Origin of the sequence: Arthrobacter sp., assembly GCF_030540645.1 — a bacterium.
Taxonomy (GTDB): domain Bacteria; phylum Actinomycetota; class Actinomycetes; order Actinomycetales; family Micrococcaceae; genus Specibacter.
On the sequence record NZ_JAUNVV010000041.1, the window covers coordinates 13,881 to 29,968 of the forward strand.

General features: G+C 64.2%; 16 protein-coding genes and 1 riboswitch. Of the genes, 7 read left to right on the top strand and 9 right to left on the bottom strand.

The genetic code is table 11. The annotated features are described in order from the left end of the window. The first annotated feature begins 36 nt into the window (after window positions 1–36). Window positions 37–154, top strand: a riboswitch (SAM riboswitch). Between the two features lie 75 nt (window positions 155–229). Together Q4P21_RS09335 and Q4P21_RS09340 are read left to right on the top strand one after the other, a co-directional pair. Next, a complete protein-coding gene (locus tag Q4P21_RS09335; RefSeq protein WP_303388508.1) occupies window positions 230–1,552 on the top strand; it encodes a bifunctional o-acetylhomoserine/o-acetylserine sulfhydrylase in 1,323 nt (440 codons plus the stop codon). 93 nt (window positions 1,553–1,645) lie between these two features. Then, window positions 1,646–2,746, top strand: coding sequence for a homoserine O-acetyltransferase (locus Q4P21_RS09340; protein WP_303388521.1), 1,101 nt, complete (start codon window positions 1,646–1,648; stop codon window positions 2,744–2,746). Between the two features lie 69 nt (window positions 2,747–2,815). Here Q4P21_RS09340 and Q4P21_RS09345 read toward each other — a convergent pair whose 3' ends face one another. Next, the gene (locus Q4P21_RS09345; RefSeq protein ID WP_303388509.1) at window positions 2,816–3,265 is read right to left on the bottom strand and encodes a hypothetical protein; all 450 of its coding nucleotides are present in this window, start codon (window positions 3,263–3,265) and stop codon (window positions 2,816–2,818) included. Between the two features lie 239 nt (window positions 3,266–3,504). Between Q4P21_RS09345 and Q4P21_RS09350 the strand changes: the two genes are divergently transcribed. After that, window positions 3,505–5,118 carry an MFS transporter gene (locus Q4P21_RS09350; RefSeq protein ID WP_303388510.1) on the top strand — a complete coding sequence of 538 codons (1,614 nt, stop codon included), beginning with the start codon at window positions 3,505–3,507 and terminating at the stop codon, window positions 5,116–5,118. Between the two features lie 25 nt (window positions 5,119–5,143). Here Q4P21_RS09350 and Q4P21_RS09355 read toward each other — a convergent pair whose 3' ends face one another. Further along, window positions 5,144–5,911 carry an SGNH/GDSL hydrolase family protein gene (locus Q4P21_RS09355; RefSeq protein WP_303388522.1) on the bottom strand — a complete coding sequence of 256 codons (768 nt, stop codon included), beginning with the start codon at window positions 5,909–5,911 and terminating at the stop codon, window positions 5,144–5,146. A 122-nt stretch (window positions 5,912–6,033) separates the two neighbouring features. On the opposite strand from Q4P21_RS09355, the gene Q4P21_RS09360 reads away from it, so the two are divergent. After that, window positions 6,034–6,675: an alpha/beta hydrolase gene (locus Q4P21_RS09360; protein ID WP_303388511.1), complete on the top strand. Its 642-nt coding sequence runs from the start codon at window positions 6,034–6,036 to the stop codon at window positions 6,673–6,675. 140 nt (window positions 6,676–6,815) lie between these two features. On the opposite strand, the gene Q4P21_RS09365 is transcribed toward Q4P21_RS09360, so the two are convergent. The 3 genes from Q4P21_RS09365 to Q4P21_RS09375 are packed head-to-tail and all read right to left on the bottom strand — an operon-like array spanning window position 6,816 to window position 8,050. Further along, window positions 6,816–7,043 (bottom strand): RNA-binding S4 domain-containing protein, encoded by a 228-nt coding sequence (locus tag Q4P21_RS09365; RefSeq protein ID WP_207345955.1) that lies wholly within the window; start codon window positions 7,041–7,043, stop codon window positions 6,816–6,818. Between the two features lie 3 nt (window positions 7,044–7,046). Then, window positions 7,047–7,706: a DUF1700 domain-containing protein gene (locus tag Q4P21_RS09370; RefSeq protein WP_303388512.1), complete on the bottom strand. Its 660-nt coding sequence runs from the start codon at window positions 7,704–7,706 to the stop codon at window positions 7,047–7,049. Further along, entirely contained in the window at window positions 7,703–8,050 is a 348-nt protein-coding gene (locus Q4P21_RS09375; protein ID WP_303388513.1) for a PadR family transcriptional regulator, read from the bottom strand. The genes Q4P21_RS09370 and Q4P21_RS09375 overlap by 4 nt, the downstream gene beginning before the upstream one ends. 101 nt (window positions 8,051–8,151) lie before the next feature. Between Q4P21_RS09375 and Q4P21_RS09380 the strand changes: the two genes are divergently transcribed. From Q4P21_RS09380 to Q4P21_RS09390, 3 genes are all read left to right on the top strand, one after another. Further along, complete coding sequence (locus Q4P21_RS09380; RefSeq protein WP_303388514.1) at window positions 8,152–9,255, top strand: beta-propeller fold lactonase family protein; 1,104 nt, start codon at window positions 8,152–8,154, stop codon at window positions 9,253–9,255. Between the two features lie 210 nt (window positions 9,256–9,465). After that, window positions 9,466–10,851 (top strand): glycine--tRNA ligase, encoded by a 1,386-nt coding sequence (locus Q4P21_RS09385; protein ID WP_303388515.1) that lies wholly within the window; start codon window positions 9,466–9,468, stop codon window positions 10,849–10,851. A gap of 2 nt (window positions 10,852–10,853) precedes the next feature. After that, window positions 10,854–11,846: a GNAT family N-acetyltransferase gene (locus tag Q4P21_RS09390; protein ID WP_303388516.1), complete on the top strand. Its 993-nt coding sequence runs from the start codon at window positions 10,854–10,856 to the stop codon at window positions 11,844–11,846. Between the two features lie 157 nt (window positions 11,847–12,003). On the opposite strand, the gene Q4P21_RS09395 is transcribed toward Q4P21_RS09390, so the two are convergent. Genes Q4P21_RS09395 through Q4P21_RS09410 form a run of 4 tightly spaced genes read right to left on the bottom strand, consistent with a single transcriptional unit; the run spans window position 12,004 to window position 15,860 of the window. After that, on the bottom strand, window positions 12,004–12,654 hold the full coding sequence (locus Q4P21_RS09395) for a GNAT family N-acetyltransferase (protein WP_303388517.1): 651 nt from the start codon (window positions 12,652–12,654) through the stop codon (window positions 12,004–12,006). 9 nt (window positions 12,655–12,663) lie between these two features. Beyond that, a complete protein-coding gene (locus Q4P21_RS09400; RefSeq protein ID WP_303388518.1) occupies window positions 12,664–13,836 on the bottom strand; it encodes an NAD(P)/FAD-dependent oxidoreductase in 1,173 nt (390 codons plus the stop codon). Then, entirely contained in the window at window positions 13,829–14,587 is a 759-nt protein-coding gene (locus Q4P21_RS09405; RefSeq protein ID WP_303388519.1) for a class I SAM-dependent methyltransferase, read from the bottom strand. The genes Q4P21_RS09400 and Q4P21_RS09405 overlap by 8 nt, the downstream gene beginning before the upstream one ends. Next, window positions 14,580–15,860: a type III polyketide synthase gene (locus tag Q4P21_RS09410; RefSeq protein ID WP_303388520.1), complete on the bottom strand. Its 1,281-nt coding sequence runs from the start codon at window positions 15,858–15,860 to the stop codon at window positions 14,580–14,582. Before Q4P21_RS09410 ends, Q4P21_RS09405 begins: the two co-directional genes overlap by 8 nt. Window positions 15,861–16,088 lie beyond the last annotated feature (228 nt).

Consider the following 16,088-nt stretch of genomic DNA (forward strand, 5'->3'; position numbering starts at 1 on the left):
TTGGCGCGCCGCGGACTTTCTCGCACACTTGAAGCAGGTCATGAGTGTCAGCACACAGCCCCGGCTTGCTGACCGGCAACCCTCCTTCCGCGGTGGGGTGCCCCGGGTGAGGACCTGGCACCGAACCATCCGGTTCATGGTGCAAGCGCGGGCCATCGATGTTCAGGCCCTCCCCGCATAGCGCGCAGGAGGGCCTTGCTGCAGGCCTCTAGTGTGAAGGAACCCATCCATGAGTAACGGTTGGTCATTTGAAACCCGTCAGATCCACGCAGGCCAGACGCCCGACGTCACCACCGGTTCGCGCGCACTGCCGATCTACCAGACCACATCCTTCGTGTTCCCGTCGGCCGAAAGCGCCGCAGCCCGCTTCGCGTTGACGGAGCTGGAACCGATCTACACCCGCCTCGGCAACCCCACCACGGACGTGGTCGAACAGCGCATCGCCAGCCTCGAAGGCGGCGTCGGCGCACTGCTGCTCTCCTCAGGCCAGGCCGCAACGACCTTCGCCATCTTGAACCTCGCGCAGGCCGGGGACCACATCGTCTCCAGCCCCAGCGTGTACGGTGGCACGTTCAACCTGTTGGCGCACACGCTGAAGAAGCTCGGCATCGACGTCACGTTCGTCTCCGACCCGGACAACCTCGACGAGTGGCGCTCAGCCGTGCAGCCCAACACGAAGGCCTTCTTCGGCGAGACGGTCTCCAACCCGCGCCAGGACGTGCTGGATCTGGAAAACATCAGCACCATCGCCCACGAGGCCGGTGTGCCGCTGATCGTGGACAACACGCTGGCCACCCCGTACCTGATCCGCCCGCTCGAATGGGGCGCGGACATCGTCATCCACTCCGCCACCAAGTACCTCGGCGGCCACGGCACGGCGATCGGCGGCGTGATTGTCGACGGCGGCAAGTTCGACTTTGCCGGCGACCCGGAGAAGTTCCCCGGCTTCAACACCCCGGACGAGTCCTACAACGGTCTGGTGTACGCCCGCGACCTCGGTGTTGGTTGCGCCCTTGGCGCCAACCTGGCCTACATCCTGAAGGCCCGCGTGCAGTTGCTGCGCGACCTTGGCTCCGCCATTGCCCCGTTCAACGCGTTCCTCATTGCCCAGGGCATCGAGACGTTGAGCCTGCGCGTGGAACGCCACGTCAGCAACGCCGTGACCGTGGCGAACTGGCTGGAAAGCAACGACAACGTTGAATCCGTCGCCTACGCGGGCATCCCCTCCAGTCCCTGGTTCGAGCGCGGACGCAAGTACGGTCCCAACGGCACCGGTGCCGTCATCTCCTTCGATATTGTGGGCGGTGCCGAAGCTGGCAAGCGCTTTGTGGATGGCCTGGAACTCCACTCGCATGTGGCCAACCTGGGCGATGTGCGTTCCCTCGTGATCCACCCCGCATCAACCACCCACGCCCAGCTTTCCCCCGAGCAGCAGCTTGCTGCCGGTGTGCGGCCGGGACTGGTGCGCCTTTCCGTGGGACTGGAAAACGTAGCGGACATCATTGCCGACCTCGAAGCCGGGTTCCGCGCCGCAAAGTCTTCCGTGAGCTAAGTGACTGATGTGATTCCCTTGGCAGCCAACATTTTCCCCACCGGCACTGTAAACGGCACAGCTGTGCCTGTCGGCAGCCCCTGGGCTGGTGCCGTGGGTCAAGGCGGAGGCTTGCTACGCTCCATCGACATTGGCGCACTGCCGCTGGAAGCCGGGGGAGTGCTGCCCTCGGTGACCATGGCTTTCGAATGCTGGGGAACCCTGAACGAGGCTGGCGACAACGCCGTGCTGATCCTGCACGCCCTGACGGGAAGTACGCACGTCAGCCGCGGCGAATCCGAGGAAGACGGCTGGTGGGAGGGGCTCGTTGGCCCCGGTGAAGTCATCGACACGAACAAATACTTCGTGGTGTGCGCCAACATGGTGGGTGGTTGTTACGGCACCACCGGGCCCTCAAGCATTGCCGAGGACGGACGCCCGTTCGGCTCCCGTTTCCCCTTCGTCACCATCCGCGATTCCGTCCACTCCGAGGCGCGTCTGGCCGACAAGCTGGGCATCACCTCCTGGCACGCCGTCATTGGCGGGTCCATGGGTGGCGCCCGTGCACTGGAATGGGCCGCGACGTACCCGCAGAGGGTGCGGCGCTGCGCCGTCGTGGCTTCCTGCGCGGCCAGCACGGCCGAGCAGATCGCGTTTGCCCAGACGCAGGTGCTGGCCATTCGTCAGGACCCGCACTTTGCCGGCGGGGACTATTACGACGGCGCGGCCCCCACCCAGGGCCTGGGGCTGGCACGGCGGATTGCCCACATCACGTACCGTTCGGAAACCGAGATGGAATCGCGTTTTGGCCGCCAAGCCCAGAATGGTGACACCATCACCCATGCCCGCCTTGGAACCCCGGCGCAGGGCCAGTACAAGGTGGAAAGCTACCTTGACCACCAGGCACACAAACTGGTGGGCAGGTTCGATGCCAACAGCTACATTGCCATCACCGAAGCGCTCATGAGCCACGACGTGACCCGCGGCCGCGGAACCTTGGAAGAAGCTCTCGCAGTTACTGAAGGCGTGGAGTTCCTCGTCACTGCCGTTGACAGCGACAGGCTGTACTTCCCCGTCCAATCCGAAGAACTGGCCGCAGCCCTTCCCGGGGACGTGCCGGTGCATCGGATCAATTCAGGCATTGGCCACGACGGTTTCCTGACCGAAGTTGCCGCTGTGGGAGGCTTGCTGCGTCGGTCCTTCTTCACGGACTGATGCGAACATTGGCTCTAACGATCGTGATTGTCCGTACCCCATGGGGAACGGGCTATCACCTCATTAAGGCTAGAAGTTCCTGAAGATCGCTTCGCGGTGCGTGGCGTACTGCTCGGCGGTGACCTGGCCATTGCGGCGGGCGAAGTCCAACGCGTCTAGCTGGCGTTTGAGTTCAGCTTCAGCCTTCATGCGCTCGTTGGCAAAACTGACACCCTGGTGCGCATGTGAGGAGTCATAATTTTTCATCGGAACACCATTGAGCAGCGTCCCTGCATAGGGGGTGTTCGCCGGATAGGTGGCACCACCCGGCTGGTGGGCCACGCCGGTGCGGCCACTGGGATTTGCTGGCTTGTAGGGGTTGGCCCGGTTGGCTCGCCGCTTGCGGGAAGCCGCCTTGAGGAAGGAACTCAACAGCACTGCCCCGATGATGATCAGCACAAAGTATGGCTGAATGTTGAAGGAGGCTGAGGTGGAGGCGGCAAGACTGCCCACGGCCACGGACTCGAGCACGAATGCCACAACACACCTCTTCCAATCGGGGCACACCCAATCGAGGCGCCTCTTCTCATCCTAGCCGTGAATGCTGGAATCACCCCGTGTGCGGGGTGATGAGAGGCCAGGTCGGCTCCGTTCGTGGTGGAGCGGGGGGACGAGATGCCCGACGGTTTATTCCAATTATTCCAAGCACCGCGAATTCATGGGGAATTCGGGGCAAAAAGTGCTGCACACTCCCATGCTTTTCCTCTACCCTGACGGCTATGGGCTTTCCTTCAACAGCGAATGCAAGCGGCAGCGACGCAACCATCTTGTCGTCACGGCGCTGGTGGACGCTGGGTACCGTGGCGCTGGCCCAGCTCATGGTCGTGCTGGATACAACGGTTGTCAACATCGCACTGCCCTCCGCCCAGCACGACCTTGGCTTCAGCAACGGTGAACGCCAATGGGTCATTACGGCCTATTCACTCGCCTTTGGCAGCCTGTTGCTCCTTGGCGGGCGGCTCTCGGACCTGGTGGGACGCAAGCGAATGTTCATCATCGGCCTGGTCGGTTTCGCTTCGGCGTCCGCGCTCGGCGGCGCCGCCACCAGTTTCGGCATGCTCATTTTCGCCCGCGCACTCCAGGGCTCACTGGGTGCCATGCTCGCCCCCACAGCCTTGGCCGTGCTGACCACCACGTTCACCATCCCTAAGGAACGCTCTCGCGCCTTCGGGATTTTCGGTGCCATCGCCGGTGCGGGAGGCGCCGTCGGGCTTCTGCTGGGCGGCTTCGTCACCGAGGACCTGAACTGGCGCTGGAACCTGTACATCAATGTCTTCATTGCCGTCTTTGCCGTGATCTTCGCCAGCATCTTCCTGGATAAGTCCCGTGGCCGCAGACCCCGCCCCAAGCTCGATTTGCCCGGCACCTTGCTGGTCTCCGGCGGCTTGTTCTTCATTGTGTACGGCTTCTCCAACGCCGAAACCGACGGCTGGGGATCTCCACTGACCTGGGGCATGCTCGTGGGGGCGGCGGTGCTGCTGTTTGCGTTCGTGCTCTGGCAGCTTCGCGCCCGCCACCCAATCCTGCCGCTGGGGATTGTGCTCGATCGGAACCGCGGCGCTGCTTTCATTGCTGTGCTGATCGCCGGGGCCGGCATGTTCGGCATCTTCCTGTTCGTCACGTACTACGTGCAGTCGTCGCTACACTATTCGCCCATTCAGGCGGGCGTTGGCTTCATGCCCATGGTGGCCTCGCTGGTGGTGGCTGCCCAGTTGTCCACGAACGTGCTTCTGCCCAGGCTGGGGCCCAAACTGGTGGTGCCGGCGGGCATGGTTGTGGCCTGCATCGGCATGGTTGCGCTGACCCGGCTGGGATTGGAGAGCACTTATGCGTCAGGACTGCTTCCGCCCCTGCTGATCGTCGGTTTTGGCTTGGGGCTGATCATGCCCTCAGCCATCCAGACCGCCACATACGGCGTTGAGGGGGACTTCGCCGGCGTCGCATCGGCGCTTGTCAACACGAGCCAGCAGGTAGGCGGGTCCATCGGCACGGCCCTGTTGAACACGCTGGCCGCCACGGCCGCCACCGCCTACGCGGCGTCTCACCTGCCGCCCACACCCGAGATTATCGCCCAAGCCGCCGTGCACAGCTATACGGTCGGCTATTGGTGGGCGGCCGGGTTCTTCGCGTTCGGTGCCGTGCTGACCGCATTGCTGTTCCGCAGGCGCGGCTCAGCGCCGCACCATCACACGGGCGCCCACGCCGCGGCTGCCGTGGCCGAGGATACCGAGGCTGTCGCCTCGCAGCATGGATCGCGTAGTGGAAGGGGGCCGCGGCACGCTGCCGCTTCGTCGCAGGAAGCGCACGACGGCGACCTTGGCCCAAGCGTATAACTCGCCTCCGCTGGTGGCAGTTGGGCTACTCGCCCAAGCCGGACCAGGGCTCCCGCCCAAACACGGGTCCCGGAGTGGGCCGCTTTGGCATGATGCCGTCCCCTGACGACTGGTGGCGCAGCCGGCGCAGCACCCACGGGACGAGAAATTCCTTCGCCCACACCAAGTCCCCCGAGCGGGCAGTCTGCCATTTCTGCGGCGGCAGCGGTGGGGGTTCAAAAGGCACCAGCGTGTTGGGGACGTTCAGCGCCTGTAATGCCATGATGGCGATCGTATGGTGGCCCAGAGTGGAGAAATGGAGCCTGTCATCGGCCCACATTCGGGTGTCCCGGAGCTGGCGCAGTGACCATATATCGCCCACAATGGCGTCATGCCGGGCAGCGATCGTGCGCAAATTCTCGTTGTAGATGGCCACCTTGCCCCGCACCATGCCCAGCACCGGGGTGTCACGAATATCGGGGCCGTTGAGCAGCAGCACCGTGGCCCCGGACGCCGTCATCCTTTCCACTGCGGCATCGAGCCGTTCGGCCAATGCGTCAGGGTCCGAGCCTGGCCGGATGAGGTCGTTGCCGCCGGCTGAGATGCTAATCAGATCGGGCTTGAGCTCGAGTGCCGGCCGCAACTGCTGATCCAGGATCTGCCCGAGCAGGCGGCCACGAATGGCCAGGTTTGCATACTTGAAGTCCGTGGATGTCCGGCTCAGTTCCTCGGCAACTCTGTCAGCCCAGCCTCGGTATCCGTTGGGGCTGCTGGGCTCGGGATCGCCAATGCCTTCGGTAAAGGAGTCGCCCATGGCAACGTAGCGGCTCCACGGATGGGGCAATGTTGAATCGTTCACCTCCCCATCCTGCCCGCACGTGCCCCTTTTCGCCACCCATTTTCTTCCCTCGGAGCATCCCGTGGAAAGATGAACGCATGAATGAAACCCCTGAAGTTCTTTGGTCACGTCCGGAAGCAGAGCGCCGCGGCACTCCACTGCTGGTGATTTTTCACGGTTACGGCGCGGATGAGGCGGATCTGTTTTCGCTGGCTGCACAGCTCCCGGCTGAATTCACCGTCGCCTCCGTTCGGGCCCCGCTACAGGCCGGCCCCGGGTACTCCTGGTTCCCGCTGAACAACGACCTCGGCTACTCGGTGGCCTCCGTGACAGCCTCAGCCGTCCATGTTGAAAAGTGGCTTGATGGCGTGCGCGGGGAACACAGCTCCGTGAGTTTACTGGGCTTTTCCCAGGGCATGGGCATCGCCACCACACTGCTGCGCCACCGCCCGGCAGACTACGCGGCCGTGGTGGGCCTGTCCGGATTCGTGGTCGATGCAGCAGGGGACCCGTTCTTTGACGACGCCGCTGTGGCCGCGCTCAAGCCTGACATCTTCTGGGGACGCGACCAAGCCGACCCCGTCATCCCCGAAAACGCCATCGAAGCAACGAACACCTGGATGCACGGGCACGTGAAGCTGACCAAGGTGCTCTACACGGGCATTGGACACGGCATCAACGCCCAGGAGATCGCGCACGTGGGCGAGTTCCTGCAGTACAAGGTCCTCAAAGGAAAATAATCCCTCCGTTTGGCAGGGCCACAAGCGAAAACACGACGGCGGGTACCCAGCTTGGGTGCCCGCCGTCCGTTCACTGCCTCCCAAACCTCGCACGCTCGGCCTGGGGCCCTCGGTAGCTCTCTTACACTGCCTGAGGGGTATCAGCCTGCGGTGATGCGGACTGTTTCGCCGTTGACGGTGACGGTGTCGCCGTGATGCAGTTGGCGCCCGCGGCGTTCGTCGATCTCGCCGTTGACCTGCACGAGGCCGTTTTTGATCAGTTCCGTGGCTTCAACACCGTCGTCGACCAGGCTGGCAAGCTTGAGTAGCTGGCCCAGGCGGATCATGTCGTCGCGGATGGGGATGTCAATGATCTCGTGTGAACTCATGTCTTAATTGTGCAGCATGGATGGGAGCGCGGCGGACGACGCTGTGGCTGGGGGCGGTTGGCGGAGCAGGCCGGCAACTAACAAGTATCCGGCCATGATGAGCGGAATGATCATAATGAGGATGGTCGCTGTGAGTGGCAGCCCAGGTATAACGGGTTCGACCGGCCCGGTGTTCATGGCTTCAGGGGCAAGATCTGCACGCCAGGGGATGAGGCGGGCGAAATACAGGGCACCCAGCACGCCGCCGGGGAACAGGACGGTGCCGATGACCTTTTCCCACGTTTTCCAGCGGGTTCCCATCCACAAGCACGCCAGCCCGGCAAACCAGCCAACGCCCAGCAGAAAGCCACCAAAGGCGAGAAGGACCACTGTCACCGCCACCCAGGGGCTCGTCGATCGCCAGCGTGGGGTTGTGGTGACTCGAACGCCCCCACTTTTGCGTCCGTCGTCCAGACCCACCATTTCGGCAAGAACGTCATCGGGGCTGCCCAGTGAAGCCAGTACCTCGGACACCGGGCGGTCTCCACGGGAAACGGCCTCGGTGATGTGCTCCCGGACCCCGAAAAGAATTTCCTCCGATTGGTCCGTGGGCAGTTGGGACAGCCTGGCCTCCAGCGCAGACAGGTACTGTTGAACTTCCTGTTCATCACGGCGGTTCATCATCGAGAGTCTCCTATTGCAGAGTTGAGTATGTTGATCACTGATTGATGGAATTCATTCCACACGCTGGAGAATGCGGTGAGCGACTCCCTGCCGGTCGCCGTCAAGGTGTAGTAGCGCCGAGGTGCTCCCTGGCTGGATTCGCGCCAGCTGGTTTCCACCTGCCCATTGCGGCGCAGCCGGGCCAGCAGCGGGTACAGCGTTCCCTCGCTGGTGAGCAGCCCTTGGCCATGTAGGCCGTTGGCAATGTCCAGCCCATACATTTCACCATTGCCGATCATGGCCAGAACGCAGTATTCCAAGACTCCTTTGCGGAGGTTGGTGCTGATGGTGCCAGTAGGTTCCATGCAATGCATAGTACCTTGTAATGCAGAGACGTTCAATGCTTTTGCCAGCCGGGCGCGATAGCGTGGAAGCAACGACCCAACGATGCACCAGGAGCCCGTCCATGTCATCCACTCTCACCCTCATTGTCAGCGGCTACACCGAAGAAGGCTATGGCGCCGGACCGGGCTTGGCATCATTCGCCGTACTGGACGACGGGACCGTGGGGGCGATGCAAGCCCAAAATGCATCCGTGCCAAATCCTTCGTTTGTCACGGCTGGCGGCGGCTATTTGCTGGCTGTGGAGGAACTGCCGCAGGGAGGTGTGGCCGCCGTGGACCCGCAGACGTTGGAACTCGTTGCCCGGGCGTCCACCGGGGGAGCGGATCCCTGCCATTCGGCGTTCATCGACGGGCGGGTGTGGGCAGCCAACTACTCCTCCGGGACGGCCGCCATGGTTCCACTTGCTGTATTGCTGGCAGGTTCCACGCAGCAGCTTGAGCATGTGTCACACCCGGGTAGCGGCCCCGTTGTGGACAGACAGTCCCAATCCCATTGCCACCAAGTCACAGCCACCCCGTGGGGCACGGTGCTTGTCTCGGACCTCGGTGCGGACCGAGTGGATGAGTACGCGCAGGTGGGTGAACTGTTCGAGCTGCAACGTTCGGCCCAATTGCCGCCGGGAACCGGACCACGCCATGTTGCCCTCAAGGGTGATTTCATGCTCGTGACGGGGGAGCTCGACGGCCACCTGCACTTCCTGCGCAAAACACGGCTTGAGACAGACATCCCGGGCAGCGCCGATGAGCACCCGGCGGGAAGCGCCGAGGGGGACTTCTTTTGGCAGTGGCTTTTCAAGTCGGTGCTGACGGAAAGCCCGCAGGCCCTGGAGAATGGCAAGGATTTTTTCCCCTCCCACGTTCAGCTGTCCGCAGACGGCACGAAGATCTACGTTGCCGTGCGCGGCCCCAACACGCTGGTGGTCATGGATGTGGGCGAACTGGATGAATCGGTGGGGGAGAGGCCTGCACCACCGCGCATACTGCAGGAAATTTCATGTGGCGGCAACTGGCCCCGGCACTTCGCCATGGCCAACAACATGATGTACGTGGCAAACCAGCGCTCCAACTCCGTGACCGTCTTTGCCGTGGGCGGCGACGGGCTGTTGGGCACAGCCCCGGTGCAGCTGCTCGAATTTGGCAGCGCCACCTGCGTGCTGCCCCTCTAAGCTGCCGACCCGACACGGCAGTGGGCAGAGAGCGCTCAGCCATGTGCTGCCGTAGTGCATGTCCAGAGCCGGATTCGGAATTCGATGATGCGCAAAACCCATCTCGGGTTTCGCGCAGAACGGACTAATTCCCGCCGGACGCCCGCGCAACGGTAGGCTAGGGCGCGGACGGACCGCACCCAGCGGCCTCGTAATTACTAGGAGTAAATAGTGGCGCCCCAATCCAAGCTTGATCTGGTCATCTCCCTCGCGAAACGTCGCGGCTTTGTTTTTCAGGCCGGTGAGATTTACGGCGGCTCGCGGTCGGCCTGGGATTATGGTCCTCTCGGCGTGGAGCTGAAGGAAAACATCAAGCGCGAATGGTGGCAATCCTTCGTGCGCGGGCGCGAGGACATGGTGGGTCTGGACTCCTCCATCATCCTGCCCAAGGCCGTGTGGGCTGCCTCCGGCCACGTCGCGACGTTCACCGACCCGCTGGTCGAGTGCACCCAGTGCCACAAACGCCACCGCCAGGACCACCTCATCGAGGCGTTCACGGCGAAGAAGAAGCGCGAGCCTGAAAACGGCATGGACGACATCGTCTGCCCCGACTGCGGCACCAAGGGCCAGTGGACTGAACCCCAGATGTTCTCCGGACTGATGAAGACCTTCCTGGGCCCGGTGGATAGTGAATCCGGCATGGCCTACATGCGCCCGGAAACCGCGCAGGGCATCTTTGTGAACTTCAATAACGTGCTCACCACCAGCCGCAAGAAGCCCCCGTTCGGCATTGGCCAGATCGGCAAGGCCTTCCGCAACGAGATCACCCCCGGAAACTTCATCTTCCGCACCCGCGAGTTCGAGCAGATGGAAATCGAGTTCTTCGTCCCCGGCGAAGACGCGGATGCGTGGTTCAAGGAATGGGTCGAGCTGTGCTGGGACTGGTTCCTGGACTTGGGTATCAACCCGGAGAACATGCGCCGCTTCGACGTCCCCGACGACGAACGCGCCCACTACTCCGCCGGAACCATCGACTTTGAATACAAGTTCGGCTTCCAGGGCAGCGAATGGGGCGAGCTCATGGGCGTCGCCAACCGCACCGACTACGACCTGAGCTCGCACACGAAGGGTTCCGGCACCGACCTGAGCTACTTCAACCAGGCCACGGGCGAGCGTTACACCCCGTACGTCATTGAGCCGTCCTTCGGGCTGACCCGTTCCATGATGGCGTTCCTGGTGGATGCCTTCGTCGAGGACGAGGCACCCAACGCCAAGGGCGGCGTGGACAAGCGTACCGTGCTCAAGCTGGACCCTCGCCTGGCCCCCATCAAGGCCGCCGTGCTGCCGCTCTCCCGCAACGAGGACCTGTCCCCGAAGGCCAAGGAGCTTGCCAACACGCTGCGCAAGCACTGGAACATCGACTTCGACGACGCCGGCGCCATTGGCCGCCGCTACCGCCGCCAGGACGAGATCGGCACCCCGTTCTGCATCACCGTCGACTTCGAAACGCTCGAAGACAACGCCGTGACCATCCGTGAGCGCGACACCATGAGCCAGGAGCGCGTGCCCCTGGATCAGGTGCAGGCCTACCTGGCAACCCGTCTTCTGGGTGCGTAGGGGTGGCTGAACTTTCCTACCGTTCGTGGCGTGAAGGCGACGATTTAGAGCTGCTGCAAATCTGGGGAGACGCCGAAAGCGCCCCAGCCGGGCAGTTCCGTGCGGCGCTGGTAGCCAATTCGGACGCCAATCCGTGGCGGCGCACCATCGTGGCGCAGGACCAGGGCATCCCGGTGGCGGCCGCCGTCGTGTATTCCACGAAGCTGCACCCGGCCCGGCTCTGGGCCTACGTTGAGGTCTCCGCCGACCACCGCCGCGCAGGCGTTGGCGCGACCTTGCTGACCATGCTGCGCCAGGAAGCGTCCGCTGCCCTTGCCGCAGGCTTGGCAAGTACGACGGCGTTGCGCAGCAAAGTGGCGCCCGGCACCTCCGGCGCTGCATTCGCTGAGGCGATGGGCCTTGCGGGGCTCCAGCGCAACCGGGTGGTGGAAGTGGGCCCCGGCGCACTGAACCTGCCCACGTTCGGTGAAGGCTCCGAGGCCGAGGCGGAAGCGCGCGTGCAGGACCTGGCCACGGGATCCGTGGAACTGACGGATGTGGTGGGCCGGTACTACGAGGCCGTGAACCAGTGGGATCCCACCGGTCCGCTCAGCCCCGGCCTGGTGCAGCGCATGTTCCTGGACGACCTGACCGGCGCCCACGGTGCGCTGGTGCTTCGAGCGGAACCGGGAAGCGCCTTCGGTGCCGACGTGGCTCCCATCAAGAAGGGCAAGATCCAGGCCTTTGCATTGAGCTATTCACAGGGCCACATCAACTCCGGGGAGGATGCTGCCCCGGCCGCTGCCTCCGAGGTGTTCATGGGCGTGGAACCGTCGCTGGAACACGACGTCGCCGTGCAAGCCGTGTACGACTTGCTGGCGCTGATCACCCACCAGTACCCGGTGCTGCTGGAATTGGACGACTCCATGGAAGCCCTGGCCGCCGTCGTCAACCCGATGGTGAAGGTCGGTGCCGCCAAGGTCCGCGGAACCGAAACGTTGGTCGTCGGCGAGTAACTGCTGGCGCACGTTCGTCCGCCGCTGCCGCAGCTCTGGCGGGCAGGCCGGGCTCCCTCGCGGGCAGTAAGATTTCCTCGGTCGCTGGGCGACCTCGGAAATCCATCCCCGCTCCGGGAGCCCGGCCCGCCCATGCCCGGTGCTTGTCGGGATCCGGTTACGGCAGGAACAAGTCTCCGCGTGCGGCGTCGAGGCCTTCCACCACGATGTTCCAGGACGGCCTGCGGAAGTCGGCCGCTGCCACGCGCAGTTCCTGTAGTTGGCCTGGCCCACGGGACCCTCCGTCGATGGGAACGACGACCCCCAGCTCGTAGCCCAGTGCCCGTGAGACGCCCAGGGACGGCTTGTTCCACAGAGTGGCACCGGACTCGGCGGCTTCCGCACCCAGGTGGTCGAAGGCGAAGAGCAGCACGGCGGCCCGCATCTCCCTGCCATAGCCCTTGCCTTGCTGGCTCCGGGTCAGCCACGACCCGGAATTGACGGTTTTGTCCTCCGAAAACTTCTGGGTGGCCACGGACTGGGTGCCGATCGGCACGCCGTCGAGCAAGACCACGAAGTTCAGTGTCCACTGGTCGGGACGGACCCCTGCCCGCAGTTCCCACTGGTGCCGGGCCATATTCCGGGTCAACTGCAGAGGTGGAGCATCGGTCCATGGCGTGGAGAACGGCATGACGGCGGGATCGTGGATACCGGCCAGCGCAGCCTCGACGATGCCCGGCAGGTCATCGTCGCGGACGATCCTCATGGACAGGCGCGGACTGGTGATCGTGAGGTTGAATAGCGGCCAGACATCGGTGAGCGTGAGCATTGGAAGAATCTACCCCAACCCGTGCAGTCCCCACTGCATCGTGAAGCGGCCCGCCACAAAATCGTGCACCGGCTTCATGCCCGCCAGCGAGCCCAGCACCCTGTTGCGCGCCTTGAGGAACGACGCCGGCATGGGCCGTCCCAGCACCATGTTCACTTCCGCTTGGCGTGCGGCCCGCCGGGCTGCCGCCATCCGCGTCTTTTCGAATTGTTGCAAACGGATCCCCGTCGTTTCTCCGCGCAGCGCGGCGGTGATGATCGGGGCCAGTGCTGCGGCGTCCAACCAGCCCAGGTTCATGCCCTGCCCGCCGATCGGGCTGATTTCATGGGCCGCATCGCCCACCAGCACCGCCCGGCCGGACACCATCCGGTCTGCCATTCTTGAACGGACACCGAAGGCGCTGAGCATGCCGTTCGCCTCCGCGTCCACCCGAGCGCCTGTGCGGTCGCGGATCAACGTGGCCAGCTCGCCGGATGTGGCACCCTTTAGCAGTGCATCGGTGTGCACCACCCAACGGCGCAGCCGGCCCGGAAGCGGAAACGACTCCACAATGCCGCCCGGTTCAAGGTAGAGCACCGCAGTGGAACCGTCCGTTCCGGTATCCGGAAAGTCACCCATGAGATACGTGTCGGGGTAGTCGCGCCCGTGCGTGGCGATGCCGAGCTCCGCCCTGACGGTGGAGCGGGCGCCGTCGGCACCGACCACCAGCCGCGCGCTGAACGTCACTTTGCGACCGCCGGACCCGGCCCCGGCGGTTGGTGCAGCCGTGAGCGTGACGGAGGATCCGGCGTCGTGCATTGACGTGATTTTGCAGCCGCGCACTAGGGCGCTCGGGTCCATCCCGGCGACCCGCGCCTCGAGCAGTTCCTCCGTCCGGGCCTGCGGGACGGCCAGGATGAACGGGTGGGTGGCGCCTAGGCAATCGAAGCGCAGGCCGGCGACGTGAGTGCCGCCGCTGGACGCCATCCCGCGGGTGATCTGTACGCCGTCGCCGGTCAGCGTTTCGGCGATTCCAACACGGGCCAGCGCGGCCAGGCCGGGCGGGTGGATGCCGATGGCGCGCGAATGGGCGCTGCGTTCGGTGCGCTGTTCCAGGATCCGCACCGACAGACCCTCCTGCAGAAGCAGGGCGCCGAGGAGCAGACCGACCGGGCCGGCACCCACGATCGCGACGTCAAGCATGCTGCCATGCCGGTGAATACAGGAGCAGGTTGCGGTAGGGACGGGCCGACTTGACGCGCCAGATCGGCGGAACCACCGCACGCATTTCGGCCGCCGTGTAGGAGCGCCGGATGGAGGTCAGTCCGTCGCGCCGAATGAACGAACCGGGAAAGAACGGCAGCGTCCCGGCGGAAAACAATGCGTAGCCCAAGCGGCTGCGGGCAATGTCGCTGTGGACCACGGCCTGGCGGGCCAGCTGTTCGGAATCCGTCAGCAGGCCTGCAAACTCCTCCGCGGAAAGGTGGTGGAGTATGTGGTTGGAAATGACGACGTCGAACATGGCACCTTCGCCCACAAGCTCGCTGCTGTGGGCGCGGCGAAACACCATGCCGGGGCTGGCGTGGGTGCCGCCGCCTTGGCGACTCGCGTGGGCTTGGGCGAAGGCAATGGCGCGGGCGTCGGGGTCAATGGCGGTGATGGAGAGTTGCAGTCGGTCGCGGGCTGCCCACCGGGCCAACGCGATGGCGATGTCCCCGCCGCCGCACCCAATGTCCAGCAAGGTGGTGTTCTGGTTGGGTGACAGCAGCGGCCTGATGAACTCCGTGTAGGTGCTGCGCCAGCGCGAGACGACGCTGTTGATGAGCGGAAACTGTGCGTAGGTGCGCGCCAAGGCTGCCGGGTCGCAATCGGGCTTGTCCATTTCCTCCACGGCGTGCTGATCCCGCACGGCCAGGAATCGCCGCCGTACGGCAGCCGGAGAGCCCTCAGGCACGGCTTGCCGGCACCGTGGGTTGGGGGTCGGTGGACTGGGGGTCCGGAATCAGCGCCAATTCCGCCTGCTGGATGGCCAGCTCCTCCTGTGCGGACGCTGATTGGGCTGAAACGGTCTGCCCCACCTCCGGCGGCACCGAAGCGGGCGGACCCACCTTGGTGAACAACCCGGTCTCCACGGTCAGTCCCGGCCCGAAAGCCATCCCGCAGATGGGTTCGCGAGCCTGCGAAGCTGGTTGCTCCAGTATGTGCTTCAGCACAAACATCACCGTTGCGCTGCTCATGTTCCCGAAGTTGCGCAGCGTTTCGCGTGCCGGGATCAACTGCTCGTCGCTGAGTTCCAATTTGGCTTGGACCTTGTCCAGAATGCTTCTACCGCCGGGATGGATGGCCCAATGCCGGATCTCGTTGTAGGGGATGTCGTTGAGTTCGGGGGAGTGGGCCAGCAGCGGTTCCAAGGCGCCCACAATGTGGTCGTCAATGATTTTGGGCACGTACGTGTCCAGCACCATCTCAAAGCCGTGGTCGCCGATGTTCCAGGCCATGGAATCCTCGCCCACGGGAGTCAGCACCGTTTCAAAGTGGTCCAGTTCAAGGGCAGGCGCCGTGAGCGGCAAGGCCCGCGCTGTGACGACTGCGGCGGCTGCCCCGTCGGCGAAAAGCGATGAACCCATGATGGTGTCGGGGTCGTTGGAGGTGCGTACGTGCAGTGAACACAGTTCCACCGAAACCACCAGCACCACTGCCTCGGGATCGGCTTCGCAAAACGCCTTGGCGGCACGCAGCGCCGGAAACGCCGCGTAGCAGCCCATGAAGCCAAGATGATAGCGCTGCACAGAAGGGCTGAGCCCCAGTGCACGGACGATCTTGTAGTCCGGGCCGGGGTTGAAAAAGCCCGTGCACGAGACAGTGACAACGTGGGTGATGTCCGCCGCGTCCAAGTCCGGGCATGCTGCAACAGCCTTGGTTGCAGCCTCAACGAACAAAGCCGTGGCCTCGGTGGCGAAGAGGTCGTTGCGGGTCTTGGTGCTGGGGTTGAGCAGGAGCCCTGTCGCGCCGTCGTAAAACATGGGGTCCGGGCCGTGGAAGTCCAAGCTCATCTCCTCAACGGCCGTGTGGCGCGTGTCGATGGCCGCGGAGTCAAAGCAGGTGCGGACCAGCCGCTGGCCCAGTCGGGTAAGGCCCGGTTGGGCGGCAAAAACGTCCCGAGCCTCGGGCTGGACAAGAATGGTGGGCGGAACTGCAGTTTCCAGGGACCTCAAAGTGACCGTCATAGTCCATTCTTAGGTGGAGGGCGCGGCAAACACAATCGACACGCTGACAAATGTTCGCGCAAACGCAGTTCCGACGCCGCCAGCAGGGGCTGTAGAGGTAAGCCCTCCTGCTTCATGACACCACGCGGACGGTGCGCGGCATGGCAGCGGCCGCCAGCAGTCCCAGGATCCCGCAGACCAGCACGGCGAGGAATACGCCGCGGGCGGAGGCAATGATGGTTGCCGGGT

Excerpts from the sequence above, each read along its gene's own strand:
- Q4P21_RS09335 (WP_303388508.1), top strand. The coding sequence starts at position 230 with ATGAGTAACGGTTGGTCATTTGAAACCCGTCAGATCCACGCAGGCCAG.
- Q4P21_RS09350 (WP_303388510.1), top strand. The coding sequence starts at position 3,505 with ATGGGCTTTCCTTCAACAGCGAATGCAAGCGGCAGCGACGCAACCATC.
- Q4P21_RS09355 (WP_303388522.1), bottom strand. The coding sequence starts at position 5,911 with ATGGGCGACTCCTTTACCGAAGGCATTGGCGATCCCGAGCCCAGCAGC.
- Q4P21_RS09360 (WP_303388511.1), top strand. The coding sequence starts at position 6,034 with ATGAATGAAACCCCTGAAGTTCTTTGGTCACGTCCGGAAGCAGAGCGC.
- Q4P21_RS09365 (WP_207345955.1), bottom strand. The coding sequence starts at position 7,043 with ATGAGTTCACACGAGATCATTGACATCCCCATCCGCGACGACATGATC.
- Q4P21_RS09370 (WP_303388512.1), bottom strand. The coding sequence starts at position 7,706 with ATGATGAACCGCCGTGATGAACAGGAAGTTCAACAGTACCTGTCTGCG.
- Q4P21_RS09375 (WP_303388513.1), bottom strand. The coding sequence starts at position 8,050 with ATGGAACCTACTGGCACCATCAGCACCAACCTCCGCAAAGGAGTCTTG.
- Q4P21_RS09380 (WP_303388514.1), top strand. The coding sequence starts at position 8,152 with ATGTCATCCACTCTCACCCTCATTGTCAGCGGCTACACCGAAGAAGGC.
- Q4P21_RS09395 (WP_303388517.1), bottom strand. The coding sequence starts at position 12,654 with ATGCTCACGCTCACCGATGTCTGGCCGCTATTCAACCTCACGATCACC.
- Q4P21_RS09400 (WP_303388518.1), bottom strand. The coding sequence starts at position 13,836 with ATGCTTGACGTCGCGATCGTGGGTGCCGGCCCGGTCGGTCTGCTCCTC.
- Q4P21_RS09410 (WP_303388520.1), bottom strand. The coding sequence starts at position 15,860 with ATGACGGTCACTTTGAGGTCCCTGGAAACTGCAGTTCCGCCCACCATT.